The sequence below is a fragment of the Bradyrhizobium sp. 170 genome, from assembly GCF_023101085.1.
GTDB lineage: Bacteria > Pseudomonadota > Alphaproteobacteria > Rhizobiales > Xanthobacteraceae > Bradyrhizobium.
Genome location: NZ_CP064703.1, coordinates 8200073 through 8216660 on the forward strand (window position 1 = coordinate 8200073; position 16588 = coordinate 8216660).

14 protein-coding genes are annotated in these 16588 nt (G+C 62.4%); 10 read left to right on the forward strand and 4 right to left on the reverse strand.

What is annotated here, in order from left to right:
- Nucleotides 1–13: 13 nt before the first annotated feature.
- From IVB05_RS38630 to IVB05_RS38640, 3 genes are all read right to left on the reverse strand, one after another.
- Entirely contained in the window at nt 14–802 is a 789-nt protein-coding gene (locus tag IVB05_RS38630) for an FkbM family methyltransferase (RefSeq protein ID WP_247781330.1), read from the reverse strand.
- Nucleotides 803–889: 87 nt separating this feature from the next.
- Nucleotides 890–2323: a mannose-1-phosphate guanylyltransferase/mannose-6-phosphate isomerase gene (locus tag IVB05_RS38635; RefSeq protein ID WP_247787304.1), complete on the reverse strand. Its 1434-nt coding sequence runs from the start codon at nt 2321–2323 to the stop codon at nt 890–892.
- A 35-nt stretch (nt 2324–2358) separates the two neighbouring features.
- The gene (locus tag IVB05_RS38640) at nt 2359–3123 is read right to left on the reverse strand and encodes a sugar transferase (protein WP_247781331.1); all 765 of its coding nucleotides are present in this window, start codon (nt 3121–3123) and stop codon (nt 2359–2361) included.
- A 547-nt stretch (nt 3124–3670) separates the two neighbouring features.
- Here IVB05_RS38640 and IVB05_RS38645 point away from each other — a divergent pair.
- From IVB05_RS38645 to IVB05_RS38690, 10 genes are all read left to right on the forward strand, one after another.
- The gene (locus IVB05_RS38645; protein ID WP_247781332.1) at nt 3671–3814 is read left to right on the forward strand and encodes a hypothetical protein; all 144 of its coding nucleotides are present in this window, start codon (nt 3671–3673) and stop codon (nt 3812–3814) included.
- Between the two features lie 77 nt (nt 3815–3891).
- Nucleotides 3892–4617: a metallophosphoesterase family protein gene (locus tag IVB05_RS38650; RefSeq protein WP_247787305.1), complete on the forward strand. Its 726-nt coding sequence runs from the start codon at nt 3892–3894 to the stop codon at nt 4615–4617.
- A gap of 128 nt (nt 4618–4745) precedes the next feature.
- Complete coding sequence (locus IVB05_RS38655; protein ID WP_247781333.1) at nt 4746–5336, forward strand: polysaccharide biosynthesis/export family protein; 591 nt, start codon at nt 4746–4748, stop codon at nt 5334–5336.
- 300 nt (nt 5337–5636) lie between these two features.
- The gene (locus IVB05_RS38660) at nt 5637–7064 is read left to right on the forward strand and encodes an outer membrane beta-barrel protein (RefSeq protein ID WP_247781334.1); all 1428 of its coding nucleotides are present in this window, start codon (nt 5637–5639) and stop codon (nt 7062–7064) included.
- Nucleotides 7045–9360 carry an AAA family ATPase gene (locus IVB05_RS38665; RefSeq protein WP_247781335.1) on the forward strand — a complete coding sequence of 772 codons (2316 nt, stop codon included), beginning with the start codon at nt 7045–7047 and terminating at the stop codon, nt 9358–9360. Before IVB05_RS38660 ends, IVB05_RS38665 begins: the two co-directional genes overlap by 20 nt.
- A gap of 2 nt (nt 9361–9362) precedes the next feature.
- Nucleotides 9363–10757 carry a VpsF family polysaccharide biosynthesis protein gene (locus IVB05_RS38670; protein ID WP_247781336.1) on the forward strand — a complete coding sequence of 465 codons (1395 nt, stop codon included), beginning with the start codon at nt 9363–9365 and terminating at the stop codon, nt 10755–10757.
- An 18-nt stretch (nt 10758–10775) separates the two neighbouring features.
- Nucleotides 10776–11810, forward strand: coding sequence for a glycosyltransferase (locus IVB05_RS38675; RefSeq protein WP_247781337.1), 1035 nt, complete (start codon nt 10776–10778; stop codon nt 11808–11810).
- A gap of 41 nt (nt 11811–11851) precedes the next feature.
- Complete coding sequence (locus tag IVB05_RS38680; RefSeq protein WP_247781338.1) at nt 11852–12958, forward strand: acyltransferase; 1107 nt, start codon at nt 11852–11854, stop codon at nt 12956–12958.
- Nucleotides 12958–14010, forward strand: coding sequence for an acyltransferase (locus tag IVB05_RS38685; RefSeq protein WP_247781339.1), 1053 nt, complete (start codon nt 12958–12960; stop codon nt 14008–14010). The genes IVB05_RS38680 and IVB05_RS38685 overlap by 1 nt, the downstream gene beginning before the upstream one ends.
- A gap of 4 nt (nt 14011–14014) precedes the next feature.
- The gene (locus IVB05_RS38690) at nt 14015–15454 is read left to right on the forward strand and encodes a polysaccharide biosynthesis C-terminal domain-containing protein (protein ID WP_247781340.1); all 1440 of its coding nucleotides are present in this window, start codon (nt 14015–14017) and stop codon (nt 15452–15454) included.
- A gap of 18 nt (nt 15455–15472) precedes the next feature.
- Here the strand turns inward: IVB05_RS38690 and IVB05_RS38695 are convergent, their stop codons facing one another.
- Complete coding sequence (locus tag IVB05_RS38695) at nt 15473–16573, reverse strand: endo-1,4-beta-xylanase (protein ID WP_247781341.1); 1101 nt, start codon at nt 16571–16573, stop codon at nt 15473–15475.
- Nucleotides 16574–16588 lie beyond the last annotated feature (15 nt).

A 16588-nucleotide genomic window follows, 5' to 3' on the forward strand; every position in this document is an offset into this window, starting at 1 on the left:
AGCGACGAGCTAGCTAGCTGCTCAATATCGATTCACCGTCGAGATGACGAGGAAAGAAAAAGAAGTTGTTGACGTAGAACCGTCCATCCTTGCGGCCGCCATCCGGCCGCAGCGCGCCGGCATCCTGGAACCTGTGGGAATCGAACTGCTCCACGCCGATCACGTCGTTGTCCTTCAGGAAGAACCCGCGATAGGATTTACTCCGGAAGAATTCGAACACCAGGCGTGTCGCCTCGGCGCGATGGCGGTCTTCCGCCTCCACCAAAAATACCGGCTGGCAACGCTCCAGAAGTTCGACGGCGCCGTTCAGGACATTCAGCTCGTGGCCTTCGACGTCGATCTTTACGAACGCCACATCCTGATCGATCACAGCATCAAGCCGCGCAATCGGCACATGGGCAGAGACTATTTTGGCCGATGAATCGTTTCGCGCCTCCAGCGAAGCAAGCCCATACACCAGGCCGTCATCGCCCTGCGGGATGAACAGCTCGGCATCGCCGTCATGGTCCGACAGCGCGATCTCGTGGATACTCACATTCCGCGCCGAGGTTCGGCGCAGCAGCCTTGCCATCTGCTGCGAAGGCTCGAAGGCATGTACTTGCCGGGAAAGGCGCGCCAGCCGCCGCGTGTACAGGCCACAATTGGCGCCGACGTCGACCGTCACCGCATCATCGGGAATCACCTTTTCGAGATAAGACAGTTCCCGCTCCGCCGATTTGGGGCGCTTCATGAAATGCCATTGCAGCCAGACCGAAGGAAACGCGTCCTTCACCAGCTCCTTGACCTGTTGCTTTGCGTTCATCGCCGCCTCCCTTGGTGTCGCACGCACAGAATTCGCTGCGACGTGCGTCGTCCTCGATGCGGATGCCGCCCCCCACCCGGCCGCACCTCAGACGCGGTCATAGATGTCCTGTACGCGAACGATGTCGTCCTCCCCGAGATAGCTGCCGGACTGGACCTCGATCAGATTGAGCGGAACCTTTCCGGGATTCTCCAGGCGATGCATGCATCCCAGGGGAACGAAGATCGATTCGTTCTCGCGCAGCAGGATTTCTTCGTCGTCGCGCGTGACAATCGCGGTGCCGTTCACCACGACCCAGTGTTCGGCGCGGTGATAATGTTTCTGCAGCGACAGCTTGGCGCCGGGATTGACGGTAATCCGCTTGACCTGAAACCGCTCCCCGGCATGGATCGACTGATAATAGCCCCAGGGCCGATGGACGCTGTGGGTCTGGGTCGCCGACCGATGGCCGTTTGCCTTCAGACGCTCGACCAGCTTTCCGACATCCTGGTCGCGCTTCCGGCTGGTCACCAGCACCACATCAGGCGAGGTAGCGATGACGAGATCCTCGACGCCGAGCGCTGCGACCAGTTGGCCGTCGCCGCGGACATAGCAGCCGGAGGTGTCTTCCATCACCGCATCGCCAATCACCACATTGCCCGACGGATCCTTTTCCGCCATCGACCACAACGCCGACCAGCTTCCGACATCGCTCCAGTCGAAGGTCGCGGGAACGACGACCGCATTGTCGGTCTTTTCCATGATCGCGTAGTCCATCGAGATGGTCGGGCAGGCCTCGAACGCCTGCTCCTCGAGGCGAAGAAAATCGAGATCGCGGGTCGCGCCCGTCAGCGCCTTGCGGCAGGCGGCGAGAACCTCCGGCGCCCGATGCGCCAATTCGTCGATGAACTGGCGCGCTGGCAGCAGGAATATGCCGCTGTTCCAGACATGCTCGTCGCAGGCCAGCAGGCGCTCGACCGTCACCAGATCCGGCTTCTCGACGAAGCCGGCCACGTTGCGAATGGAGGAAGCAGCGTCCAGTTCGTCGCCCATCCGGATATAGCCGAACCCGGTCGCCGCCGATGAAGGCCGAACGCCGAACAGAACGAAGCGGCCGTACCGCGCGGCCGTGACGCCCGTCGATATCGCGGCGCGAAACGCGGCGTGATCGCGCACCCAGTGATCGACCGGCATCGCCAGGATCACGGCGTCCGGATCGCTTTCGCTGGCGAGCAACGCTGCAACCGCAACCGCAGGCGCGGTATTCCTTCCGAACGGCTCGAGCACGATGGTTGGACGATCGACGCCCACCGCGCGCAACTGCTCGCCGATCGCGAAACGATGCTCACCGTTTGCGATCACCATCGGCTCAGTAAACAGCGAACGGTCGTCGACGCGCAACGCCGTCTGCTGCAGCAGGGTGTTTTCGCCGAGCAGCGAGAGCAGCTGCTTGGGGTAGGTCTCGCGCGACAGCGGCCACAGCCGCGAGCCGGCGCCGCCTGACAGGAGAACGGGTACGATTCGGCCGTGCGGCTCGATCATCGCCATGGCATGGTCCTTCGATGTCTTGACGTTGGTCAGAATCCGCTTCCCGACAGGAATTCCTTGCGGATCGTGCGGATGATGATCATGACGTCCATGCGCAGTGACCACTGCTCGATGTAATGCAGGTCGTAATCAATCCGCGAGACCGCAGGCCCGAACTCGGCCGTGCTGCCCCTGCAGCCGCTGACCTGCGCGAGCCCGGTAATACCGGGCCGCGCCGTATGGCGCTGAAAATAATATGGCACGAGGTCTTCGTAGGGCAGATCCGCGGCCAGCATTCCCGGAACGTGCGGCCGCGGCCCGACCAGCGACATGTCGCCCTTGATCACGTTGATCAGTTGCGGAATCTCATCGAGGCTGGTCTTGCGCAGAATTCGCCCCACCGGCGTCACGCGCGCATCGCCCTGGACCGTCTGCCTTACGCCGCGCACATCACCGGCATCGTTACGCATGGTGCGGAACTTGTAGATCTTGAAGCGGCGGTTTCGATAGCCGTAGCGGTATTGAAAGAACAGCACCGGGCCCGGCGACGTCGTCTTGATCGCCACGGCAATCGCAATCAGGAGAGGCGCGAAAAACAGCAATGCGCCGCCTGCCGCGGCGATGTCGAAGACGCGCTTTGCGATCGACGACGACGGCTCAGTCCGCGCGGCACGGCGCGAACGCCGGCGGCCTCGATACGCACGATGCGTACCGCCGCCGGCAAACTCGACAGGACGGACCGAAATCTGAGTCCGCTCTCTCCGAATCGGCGTGACGTTGTTCCGATCGAAGTTGGCTGTCACGATCGAGGCCATGACTCTCCTCTCTGCTGGAACCGGACTGTGGCCGAGCACGTCGAATTGCCCGGCACCGCGCGTGACGATTTCGCAGCAGCGAATGTCAGCACTTTCGAAGTCGCAAAGACTTTCCAAAATCTTGAGCGAAATTTGGCACGAAAGTGAAATAGGTCTCGCATGACGCCGGAACTGAATCGCGCGCGCGATTGTGCGACGCGATATTCTGGTTTGTTCGGAGGCGCTTAGTTTCGATTTGCCCGGTTAACGGGATGCGTGTGACTCGACGCTGCTATGCATATTCGAAAACCGCGGAACAAAATCCATTATTCGATTCTCGACGTTCAATTGAACAAATTCAGCGTCGCTATAAGGGCAACAAATGGCCGTCACGCCGTTGTCTTGAACGAGATCGTTCATCGAAAGCTAGCGATCCACCACAGCCTGACGACAGACGGAGACTGAAGCGCACGAGCTGGTGCGATGATCGCCAGGCTTCGAAGAAAAAACAGAGACGGCAGCGATTCGCGAGCCGTCCACCTCGCGGAACGCTTCCGGGGAGGCGCCCATGATGGCCGAACGTCTGCACAGCCGCGCGCTGGTGCCGCACGACAGAGTGCTGCCTGACCGCAAGCTCAGGAACCGAATCATCATCGGGAATGTGATAGCGTGGGTGGCGATCGTTATCTTGATCGCTCTGCTCTTTTTCTAGACACCTCGCCTCGGCGTACTGCGTGATGGATTGACCGCCACCCGGTTCCATGATCGACATCGCACACCATGCAACAGATGTCCGCAGCACCTTCGCGCTCCGTTAACGCTTCAGCGCCAGCCGATACACGCATCTATGCGGTCGGTGACATCCACGGCCGGGCCGACCTTCTGAGCGAAATCACTGCGCGCATCGACGACGACATCCGGCGCAGACCGATTGCGCATACGGTCGAAATCTATCTCGGCGACTACATCGATCGCGGACCGCACTCCAGGACGGTGATTGATTTGCTCGCGGTTCGTCTGGTTGCCAATAGCGCCGTGTGTCTGCGCGGCAACCACGAAGCTGTGATGGAAGGGTTCCTTCAGGATCCGGCCATCCTGCAGCACTGGCTGCCATTGGGCGGCATGCAGACGCTTGCATCCTACGGCATCGAGCTGCACGACGACACCGAGACAGCTCTCGACCTGCATCGCCGCCTTCTCGATGCGTTCCCCCGTGCCCACGAATTGTTCATGCAGTGTTTGCGCAATCAGTTCAGTTGCGGCGACTTCCTGTTCGTTCACGCCGGCATTCGCCCGGACATCCCGATCGCGCAGCAGGATGTTAACGACCTGATCTGGATTCGGAACGAGTTCCTCGACTCCACGCTGGATCACGAAAGATTCATCGTGCACGGTCACACGCCGGTGCCGCGTCCGGATATCCGCCACAACCGAATCAACATCGATACCTGCGCGTGGCGAACGGGAACCCTGACCTGCATCGCGATCGAAGGATCGACGATCCTCTTTTTGTGATGTGCGCACACGCGTTTTGTGATGCGCGCACGCGATTGCGAATTCGATGGAACTCGCGCATCACATTCTTTCGCCTTGTTTTCCTTTCTATGATCGGAGGCTGTACGTGCATTCACGGAGATGCAGCCATGCAGCAACGGTCGTCCAGCGCCGGCCCGACGCTTCCCTTCCTTCTTTTCGTCGTCCTTGCGATTGCCGGCATCAGTGCCGGTCTTTCAGTTCAAGCTTCAGCACAAACGCCGCCATCCACATCGTCCGCGGAGGGTTACATCCTTGGCCCGAACGATCGAATCAGGCTGAAGGTCTACGGCGAGGCCGATATCACCGGCGAATATGAAATCGACAATGGCGGTAAGGTTTCGATTCCACTCGCGGGCCATATAAAGGCTGCCGGCACTACGACGCGGCAGCTCGAAAAAGCGATCGCATCCGCGCTTGCCAAGGGAATCGTGCGCGATCCCCGCGTGAACGTCGAGATCGCGCAGTATCGCCCGTACTACATTCTCGGCGAGGTCAAGAAGAGCGGCGAATACCCGTACCGCAATGGGCTGACGGTCCTGGACGCGGTCGCAAGCGCCGGTGGATTCACGTATCGCGCCAATGAGAACAAGGTTTATCTGCGCCGGGCAGGTGCCGGCGCGGAAGAGATCCTGCCTCTCGATGCGCCGGTTCCGGTTTTCCCGGGCGACAACATTCGGATTCCGGAGCGCTACTTCTAGCGTCGCGGAACCGCAGATGAGGTGCACGCCGCTCGCGCGCGGAATGACGACGTGTGTGTTGCGTTGTCGTCACATCAAGCGTTTTGCAATGCGAAATATTTTTGCGACGCGAGGAAAACTTTTTCCGGCAAGGCGCGTTGCAAGCGAGCGCATCACTTCAATCTCACAACTCAAAAACCTTGCGCCCGCGTACCGAGTATGAGGCATGCCTTTCTTATGCGCAGTCGACGATCATTTTCTGAGCGATGGGCTTCGCCCGTTAAGTGTTCGCCGCCTTCAAGTTCCCGCAAGGGATGGGTGATGGGATCCGAGTTTGCACTTGCATGGTGGAATGCATCCGAAGGAAGCGGCGAGCAATCCCGCTTCGTACGCGTGCCCGGCCGATGCCGCTTCAACCTGTTGCCCGCGCCGGCGATAGCAATCCTGCTGGGTCTTGGATCGTCGGCGAATGCACAGGCCATTCCATGGACCAGCGGAGAATTCGCATCACCCTGGAGCTCACAGAAGATCTTTGAACCGTCATCGCTGCCGGACCGGACCGACCCGGACAACCGCGAAGAGGTTCCGCCCGAGGACATGCCGGTGAAGAAGCGACAACAGCCTGGCTACGAACCCGTCGGCATTCGCTCCGGTTCCTGGATGTTCAACCCGTCGCTGACCGCCGGAACTTTCTACGACAGCAACGTCTTTGCTTCGAACACCGCGCCGCGTTCCGATGTCGCAGCGGTGATTGAGCCGACGCTGCGCGCGCATTCACTATGGGGGCGGCATGGCGTCGATCTGAAGCTGGATGCGCAGTCGACGACCTATAATCAGTTTTCGAGCCTGAACCAGACCAACGCCAGCCTGAAGGGCAATGGCTGGCTGGACATCACAAACGACACGATGCTGCTGGGCAGCTTTCAGATCGCGCATCTGAACGAAGGCGTCGGCACGCTCACTTCTCCTGCCAACGCCATATCGCCGACGCCATACAACCTGATGTCCGGCGACGTCACGCTGCGCAAGGAGTTCAACCGGCTGACAACATCGGTCGGCTTCCGTACCGATTCCTACGACTACGGATCGACGCGCGCGCAGGACGGCACCGTCATCAACCAGGACGCCCGCGACGGGCAGATCTACGCACTGCACAGCCGGATCGACTATGCGATCTCTTCCACCCTCGGCTGGTTCGGCGGCGTGGAAGGCAATCAGCGCGACATCAGGGGAACGCCGGGCCATACGCTGGACTCGCAAGGCTATCGCGCGCTGACCGGCATCACGGTCGGCTTAAGCAATCTGGTGACCGGCGAATTCGGCGCCGGCTATGTTCAGCAGCGCTTCGACGATCCGTCGATCGGCAACATAGAAGGCCCCTCCTACCGCGCGCGGCTGACATGGCGGCCGACGCGCCTGCTCGATGTACACTTCAATGCCGAGCAGCTCGTGACGCAGACCACCGACACCAGCGCCACCGGCGTGCTCGCCAACGCGGTTCAACTCGGCGTCGACTACGAACTTCGGCGCAACATCATCGTGTCGCTCGCGGGCGGTTACGAGAACGACAAGTTCTTCGGTCAACTCCGCAAGGACAACGTGCTGACGTCGGACACGCGCGTCAAATACCTCGTCAACCGCTTCGGGGCGGTTTCCGCCTACTACCGCTACACCAAGCGCGACAGCGACATTCCCGTCTTCAGCTTCGACAAACATCTGGTAGGAATGAATGTTACAGCGCAATTCTGACCTGCCCTATGTAATCCCCGACGAGCCCGTCACCCGCCCCCCCGCGGAAAGCTGGCAGTATCCGACCGTCGATTTGCGCGAGATGGGCCGCATCCTGCGCCGCCGCTACCGGCTGTTGGCGCTGCCGGCCTTGGCGCTGCTCGGGCTGGCGCTGACCTATTTGATGTTCGCCACCACTCTCTATACAGCGACATCGACCGTGCTGGTCGATCCGCGCCGCGCCAACGTCGTCGAGACCAACCAGTCCGTGCTGTCAAACTTCGGCACGGATGATGCGACCATCGAAAGCCAGACGCTGCTGATCCAGTCGGTCGCGATTCTGACGCGCGTCGTTGACAAGCTGAAGCTAACCGAAGACGAGGAATTCACGCCGAAGCCCGGCCTGCTCGATCCGATCAAGGGGCTATTCCGCAGCAGCGGGCCGAGCGACGGAGCCAGCCCGGAGGACGCCGCCAGGTCGCGATCGGTCGATATCCTTCAGAAGCGGATGAAAGTGACGCGGCAGGGCACCACTTTCCTCGTCGACGTCGCCGTCAGTTCTCAATCGCCGCAGAAGGCCGCGACCATCGCCAACGCGATTGCGGATGCGTATTTCAACGAGCAGGTACGCGCCAAATACGATGCGACGCGCATTGCCGCGAACTGGCTCAACGGCCAGATCGACGAGTTGAAGTCGAGGGTTGTCGCCTCCGAAAAGGCAGTCGAGGATTATCGTTCCGCCAATAATCTGATGGTGTCGCAGGGCGTCACGCTCAACGACCAGCAGATCACCGACCTCAACGGCAAGCTGATCGCCGCGCGCGCGCAAACCGCGGAGGCGCGGGCGAAGTATGAACAGGTCCAGGACATCGCGAAATCAGGCGGCGATCCCGGCGGCATCAACGCGGCCATTTCCTCGGAAATGATCACGAAGCTGCGCACCCAGTATGCCGACATCGCCAAGAACGAAGCCGACCTGTCGAGCAAATACGGCGCGCGTCACCCCCTCGTCGCCAATGTCCGGGCGCAGCGGCGTGATACCCAGCGGCTGATCAACGAGGAAATCCGGCGAATCCTGGAGAGCACGAAGCACGATTACGACGTCGCGCGCTCACGCGAAGCGTCGCTGACGCAAAGCCTCGATCAGCTCCAGGGCGTGTCCACGTCCTCAGGCCAGGCGCAGGTGCGCTTACGCGAACTGCAGCGCGAGGCCGAGGCCAACCGCACGCAGTATGAATCCTATCTGGCACGCTCCAAGGAAACGACGGCGCAAGAGAGCCTGGAGATGCCGGATTCCCGAATCGTGACCAAGGCCAGCATTCCGATCAGGCCGTCCTCTCCCAAGACCATGCTGATTCTGGGCCTTGCCGTGATGCTCGGTCTCGGCGCGGGCAGCGTGCTGGCGTTCCTCACCGACTATCTCGACGGCCGCGTCAAGACGCTTGAGCAGGCCGAAGCCATTGCGGGCGTGCCCGCGCTGGCCGCGGTGCCGCTGATCGGCGCGCGCGAGCTGGCCGGTCTCGCCCGGCGCGGACGCCGCGAACTCGGCCGCTATGATCCGAAGGCGACAGGGCTGTTGCCGCCGGCGCTGCAGCCGCCCTTGACGCGCTACGCGATCGACGAGCCCGGCACGTTTTTCGCGGAAGCGATCCGCGCCGTTCGCCTTGCGCTGCAACGGACGATGCGGTCGCAGCCGGTGAAGGTCGTGCAGGTTACCTCCGCGCTCGACAGCGAGGGCAAGACCACGCTTGCGATCAACCTGGCACAGTCGCTGGCCATGCTCGGCATCCGAACGCTCCTCATCGATGGCGACCTCCGCAACCCGCAAGTGACCCGCGCACTCTGTCCACGCGCCGACGCCGGGCTGCTGGAAGTCGCGATCGGCCAGGCAGCGCCGGAACGCGCCATTCTGGTCGATCCCAGCACGGGGCTTTCGATTCTGCCGTCCACGCCGATCAAGGAAGTCGAGTTCATCACGGAGCTGATGTTCTCCGACCGGATCGTCGACGTTCTCGATTACTTCCGCCACCGCTACGAACTGATCGTGATCGACTCGCCGCCGCTGGTGCCCCTGGTCGATGGCCGCGCGCTCGCCGAACTGGCCGATCGCATCATTCTGGCGCTGGCCTGGGACCAGACTCCGGGTGAAGTGTTGTCCCATGCCATGGACCTGCTGTCCCCGGTCCGCAACCGGGTCATGGGCACGGTGTTGACCCGCGTCGATCTCAGCCGCCTGCAGTTCTATGACTATTACCGCAGCTCGGCCTATCTCAAGCCATACGGCGCCGCGCGCCTGCATGCCGGAGCGGCGCGGTGAGAATGCGCGGACCGTTTAACGGACCAGCCGGCGTGGCACGGGTGCATCGTCTCCCCCTTGCATCATCGGCGCCGCGGCCAGCTTCCTACGCGCATGGGCGCGCTTCGAATGCCGACGCCGTCATCGAACGGATCGCGGCCGGCTTGATGCTGCTGGCCGTGATGGCAACGTTCACGGCCTCGTCGTCCGTACTGACCAACTTTAAAATCCATTATATGACGGCAGGCGGTAATTTTTACGAAAAGCTGCATCCGGCAACCTATTTCACGTTGCTCGCATTCTCTCTTTTGCTGATACGCAGCCGCGGCCCGGTCGGCGAGCTCAATCGGATGTTCTCCGAATCGAAGCTGCTGCTGGCGTATCTGCTCTGCTGGCTGTTCCTCTTGATCCAGGTGATCGTGCTCGAACGCCCGTTCACGGTCATCATCGACACGTTTCTGCTGCCGATCCTGATTGCGATGGTGATGTGGCAGTTGTCGCCGTCGCAAAAACGCCCGCTGGCCTGGGCCATTCATTTCACGATCCTGCTGAACGTCGTGCTCGGCTATTATGAGTATTTCTCCGGCCATCGGCTGATCCCGTTGACGCTCGGCGACGTCGTGGTGTTGGGAGAATGGCGCTCCGCAGCGCTGCTGGGCCACCCGCTCACGGCATCCGGCATCGTGGGCGCCTACGTGCTGGCGCTGGTGCTCCGTCCGGCGATCTGTCCGCCGCTGCTGGTGCGGTTGCCGCTGATCGCATTCAGCCTGGGATCGCTGATGGCCTTCGGCGGCCGAACGTCGCTGGTCACAGTGCTGGCGATGATCGGGCTGCTCGGGGGCTTTGAGGCGTTCCGCCTGATGCGGGGAAGGCGAATGCCGCTTCCCGCGGCAATTCTCGCCATCTGTGTGCTGTTTGCTGCAGGCGCCATCGTATTCGCCGCGCTCGACCTCGGCATTTTCGACAAGATGCTGCTGCGCTTCTCCTCAGACAAAGGCAGCACGCTGGCGCGTTACGCCACCTTCAGCCTGCTCTCGCATTTCGACTGGCATGAACTGATCCTCGGCCCCAACCCGGTTCGGGTGAATGCGCTGCAGTCGCAGCTCGGCCTCAACTACGGCATCGAAAACTTCTGGATCTCCTCCGTCGTTCAGTTCGGCCTCGTCCACACCATCGTGCTGACGGTCGGACTGGTCTGCTTCTTCGTCGAATTGCTGCGCCGCTCAGATCGGGCGGCGTGGGCGATCGTGCTGCTGATCGTCATCATCGCCGCCAGTTCGGTGAGCTTCTCGTCGAAGAACATTCAACTCGCGCAGTTCGTGATCCTCATTTCGGTCTTGCTGCCGCGCGAGCCGCGGCGCGTCGCCGCGCCCGCGCAAGTTCGCCCACCCATCAGCTACCGGTCCGTTCCGGCATAACACGGGATCCCCTTTCGCATGACCATCTATGTCGACAACACCCATCTCGGACGTCACGTCACCGGTCTCGAACGCATCACGCTCGAGCTGTTCTCCGAGGCCGCGCTGGCGCCGCTCGATGTCGTGCCGGTGAAGGCGCAGGGTCTTCGCCAGATGGTGACGACGCAGACCCTGGGATTGCCGATGCGGCTCGCCGCTTCGTCCTCGATCCTGCTGTGCCCGGGCTTTCCGCCCAGCCCGCTGCTGCGGCCGTTCGCATCGCGGGTGCTGCCCTATATCCACGACGACTTTCTGATCACGCGGCGCGCCGAACTCAATATGCGGGCGCGGCTCTACATGGCCGGGCCCTTCAAGCTCGCGTTGCGCCACTATCCGCGCTTTCTGGCAAATTCCGGCGATACCAGGCGCAAGCTTGCCGCGCATTGCCGGTCCGACGCGGAAGTGACGCTCTATCGGCCTTCGGTCCGCAACGTGTTTGGCCTCGCCCCCGGACAACGCGGCGAACGCAGCGCGCGGCCCCAACCGCTTCGGCTGATCGCGCTGGGCACCGTGGAGCCGCGCAAGAATTTCACAGCGGCGGCGAAAATCCTCGACGCATTGCGCTCGCAGGGATTTCCGGATGCAACACTGGATATCGTCGGAAGGCCGGGCTGGGGTAACGACTGGCAAACGCTTGAGTGGCAACCCGGCGTTACGCTGCACGGATATCAGTCCACCGAGCGGGTCAATCAGTTGCTCGAAGCCGCCGATCTGTTCGTCTGCACCTCGCATGACGAAGGTCTGGGGTTGCCCCTGCTGGAAGCTCAGTATGCCGGCCTTCCAATCATCGCCCCCGATGCCGCCATCTTTCGCGAGGTGCTCGGCGAGTCCGGAATCTATATCGATACCGCGGATCCTGCCTCCGCCACCACGCGGATCGCGGCTGCGCTGTCGAACGAGGATTGGCGCGCCCGGTACGTGGCACTGGCGGTGCGGAATCTGGCGCGCTGGAACGATCTGGCCCGCAGCGACCGCGAGGCTGTCATCAGCCTGATCGCCCGTCTTGCCAACTGACACTTGCGTTCCAGGAAATTCGGGTCCGGAGTACCGCAGCCTTGCATGACACCAGCACCACAAGGCATCAGGATGGGTTGCGGATCATTGCGGCCGGCGCCGTGGTGATCCTTCACTATTCCGATTACTTCAAGGACGTACCCGCCGGCCGTTTCATGGTCGCGCACACCTGGCATTTCAATCTGTTCGTCGATCTGTTCTTTGTGGTCTCCGGCTTTGTCATCGCCCGTCAGTATTTCGGCCGCGTCAACGATGCCGCATCGATCGGCCGCTTCCTCTGGCGTCGCCTCGCCCGCATCTATCCGCTCCATCTTGCCACGCTGGCCTTCTATGTGGCGCTTGCCGGCGCGCTTCATTTCGGCGCCGCCCGGACCGACAACCCCGCCCGCTACCCGCTTTCCGACCTGCCCGCGCAATTTTTGCTGCTTCACGCCTTCATCGGCGAGCGCCTGACGTTCAACTTCCCGAGCTGGTCGCTCTCGGCCGAGATGTTCTGCTATCTGCTTTTCCCGGTCGTCGCGCTGATCGCGCAACGGCGCAAGGAGGCGGTCATTGCGCTCGTGATCGTCGCCGCGCTCGCCAATTCCCTTTGGACATCGGCAGCAGGAACGACGCCGTGGGCCGACTGGATCAACCAGGGCGGCGCCTTCAGGGCGCTGCCTGCCTTCAACCTCGGCATGGCCTGCTATCTGTTACGCGACCGGATCGCGTGTTGGCCCGTGATTCCCGGCGCGCTGGCCGCATCGCTCATGGCGTTCATCGTGCTCGGTTCGTGGCTGCCGACGACGATCGCCTTGATCGCGATCTACGCCATCGCAATGCTTGCCGTTCAGGTGGATTGCGCGGGACGCGAGACGCTGCTGTCGCGGCTCCGCTTCGATCGCTGGTCGCCGCTGACCTACTCCTGTTACATGCTGCATATTCCGGTGGCGACCGTCATCATCACCTTCGGGTCCCGCCTGCTTTCGCTGTCGCCGCATGAGCGGCTGATTCTTGCGCCGGTGGCGATCATCGTCCTTGCCTTCTCGAGTGTCGTCTCGCTGCGCACGTTCGAAACGCCGCTGCGGCGATATCTGACCGAGGCCTACGACCGCCGCGCCATCAGACCCGCGCCGTCTCCCGCGATCTCGCGGCAGGAGAGCACGTGATGACGGTCGTGGAGCGCTTATCGGAACATCCGCGATCCCTGAGCGTCGCGCAGGCGTCGGCAAGAAGCCGCGATGGCGTCATCGACGCCATGCGCGGCATCGCCATCCTGATGGTGATCGGAATCCACTCGCTGCCGCAGCCGCTCGATGCTATCTGGGCGAAATCCCTCGACGCGGCGCTGCGGCCCTGCGTGCCGGTCTTCCTGTTTGCATCTGGATATCTGACCGCGCTTTCCGGCCGTGTGCCGCTGGCGAAGCGGTTGAAGGCCGCTCTGATCCCTTACGCGATTGCGTTCGCCGCCGCCTACGCCTACATGGCGCTGCACAATCCGGCGATGGACCACCGCATCGCCACGACACTCGCCCGGTTCGCGCTCGGATACGTGTTCGTCTACTATTACGTCTTCGTCTATGTCTGCTGCACACTCGGCCTGTGGCTCGTCTTTGCGGTTGTCGAGACCGGACAGCCGGATTCGAGAAAGCGGATTGCGGCTCTGCTGATCCTCTCGATCGGCTGCGGCCTGCTTGCCGGTGCTTATCTCGATCCGGCCATGTCCAGGCTCGGCGCCTCGGACACATTGCTCGACGAAGTCCGCATGCGCGACATTCCCTTCTGGTTCTCCTTTGTCGCGCTCGGCGCGCTGACCGCGATGTTCGCGGACCTGAGCGACCAGGGCATGCGCCGTTCGCTGCTAGGCGCCATGCTGGCGGCCTACATGCTCTATGCCGCCGTGCGCATTCTCAATCTTGGCGACGCCGCCACCTACGATTCGATCGCCTTCTTCCTCTATGCAGCCCTGTTCTGCGTTGGGCTGTTCGCCATCCAGCCGGGCTCGCCGCTGCTTGGCTGGTTCGGCTCGGGTAGCTACTTCATCTATCTCTGGCACATCTTCATCATCATGGCGCTGCGCGATCACACCCCGGTGCGCCAGCTCGGCGGCGTCGCCGGCTTTGCCGTTTGCTGCGGCTTGACCGTCCTCCTCTCTACTGCAGCGCTGCTGGCCGTCCGGCAGATCGCCTCCCCCCGACTCTGCCGCTGGCTGGGGGCCTGAACAAATGCTCCTGAAACACACCTTGCTCTATCTGCCCGCGCAATTCGTCGGACCGCTGTTCCAGCTTCTGGCGATGATCGTATGGACGCATGTCGTCGACGAACACACGCTCGGCGTCATCACGCTGATCACCGCCACGCACGAACTGCTGCAGATCGGCTTTCTCGCCTGGTGGTCGCAGTATGCGCTGCGCTTCCTAGGACGGTATCAAGACGCCAACGACGCGCCGCGCTTCTATCGCACCGAAAATGCGGTCCTGCTGGTATCCATTGCCTTGCAGAGCGCGGCCGTCGTCGGAATTCTGCTTCTGGTCATTGCGCCCGGCGCCAGAACGGGCCTTCTCCTGGCCGCCGTGGCCTATGTGATAACCCGATCCCTCAACGTCTACATCGGCGAGCGCGCCCGCGCGCAGCAGCAGATCCGGGTCTACACGATCCAGCAGGTATTCGGGCCGTCGGTCGGATTTATCGCCGGCCTGGTATTGATCAGATTGTTCGGCCAATCGGCGGAGTGGCCGCTTGCGGGATACGCCGCGGCGCAACTGACCGCGGCGCTGATCGTGATGCCCACACTCCGCCGTGGCTACCGCCTTTGGCCGATCGACCGGGAGATCGTCGTGCACGCGCTGCGCTACGGCATTCCACTGATCGTCGGCGGCGCGCTCGGCTGGGTCGGCCTCAATGCGTCGCGCTTCATCGTCAACGAAATGTCCGGTGTTGCCGCAGCCGGACTGTTCGCGGTGGGTTACGGCCTCGGCCAACGCGCCGCGGCGGTCGCGGCCATGCTGGTGACGGCCGCCGCGTTCCCGCTTGCGGTCAAGAGCATGGAACAGGAGGGCAGCCAGGCCGGCATGCGCCAGCTTGCCGCCAACAGCGCGCTCCTGGTCGCGATCCTGGCGCCGAGCCTCGCCGGCATATTCATGCTGAGAGCGGAGATCGTGCACCTGTTGATCGCAGTGCCGTTCCAGGCGGTGACGCTCGCCGTCCTGCCGCTCTCCACGCTTGCCGGCGCGATCCGCAACCTGCGTGCCCATTTCGGCGACCAGGTATTTCTGCTGCAGAACCGCACACGCTGGATGATGTCCATTGCAGCGATCGATGCGTCGACGACCGTGGTGCTGAGCGCCCTGTTCCTGCCGCGTTGGGGCCTCACCGGCGTTGCCGGCGCCACCGTGCTGGCTGCGCTGGCCGCGGCAAGCGTCAGTTTCTCGATCGGGTTTACCCGGTTTGGCCTGCGCCTTCCGGTCGGCCATCTCGTGCGCATCGCACTGGCCACGATTGCGATGGCGGCACTGTTGCGGATCTTCCCGGAAGCCCGCACTATTGCTGTGTTGGCGGCACATGTTGCGGCAGGCGCCGCCGCCTACTTCGGAACGCTCGCCCTGCTCTACGCGCCGTCGCTGGTGCGGATGCTCCGCCCACGCCCCCAACATTCGGGGGCATGAGCCCATTACGATCGGCGCCTACGACTTCCTGGTATTCTCGAACGCGCGCGCCATCGCGAACCAGAGCGGCTTCTTCTGCATCGACGAATCGAACGGCAGCGGCCGGGGCAGCCGCTGCGCGAGAGGATCCTTCTTCTTCGCCGCGTCGGTATAGAACGAGTAGTTGTCGGCAAGCTCCCAGGCAATCACCACCTTGACCGCCGGAACGCGCAGTACGTTGTTCAGGTACTTCTCGGCCGTCTCGGCGATCATGGCATCGCGCGCGACGATGTCATCGGGAAACGTGTCGTCGCGCACGTCGAACTCAGTCAGATAGATATCGACGCCACGATCGGCGAGCGCGTGAAGGAATTCGGAAAAACGTCCAGGGTCGTGCGGGTATCGCGGCTGCAGGTGGCTTTGCAGTCCGACGGCATGCAGCGGCACGCCGGCCTGCTTCAGTTCGTCGACCAGTTGCAGCAAGCCGCGGCGAACCGCGAGGCCGACGTCATCGTCGCGTTCGCTCTGCGCTTCGTTGAGAACCAGTTTGGTCTTGCGGTCGACCATCGCCACACGCTCGAAGGCCCGGCGAACGTAGCCCGTGCCGAACGTGTCGTACCAGGGACCGAGCCTGTAACCGCCGGGCGCCTTGTGCCCGGGCCAGAACGGCTCGTTGACGACATCCCAGGAGTGCAGCTTGCCGACATAGCGGGCAGCGACCTCCTCGATATAGGAATCGAAGAACTTTTCGCGCTCGGCGCCGCTCATGTTCCTGACCCATTGCGGAACCCATTCGTTCCAGATCAGGCAGTGGCCCCGCATCGGAATGTTGTTGCTTGCACAGAATTGCAGCAGACGGTCCGCGCTCTCGAATCGCTTAGGGCCTGGTTGTGGCGCGATGGTTCCCATCTTCATCGCAATATCTGTCGTAACGATACGCGTCTGCGTCTGATAGAGCTCGCGATAGGCATGATCCTTGTCGATCACCGGACCTGCGGCCGCGCCGAACACGATTCCGTTGCGCGCCGCGATGGCACCTAGACTCTGCGCAGGCTGCGCGGCGAATGCTCTCTTCCCGTACGACGCAACGCCTGCACCTGCGATGAGAGCGAGCGCATTTCGCCTCGACCACTCCTGCATAGCTGATCTCCATCA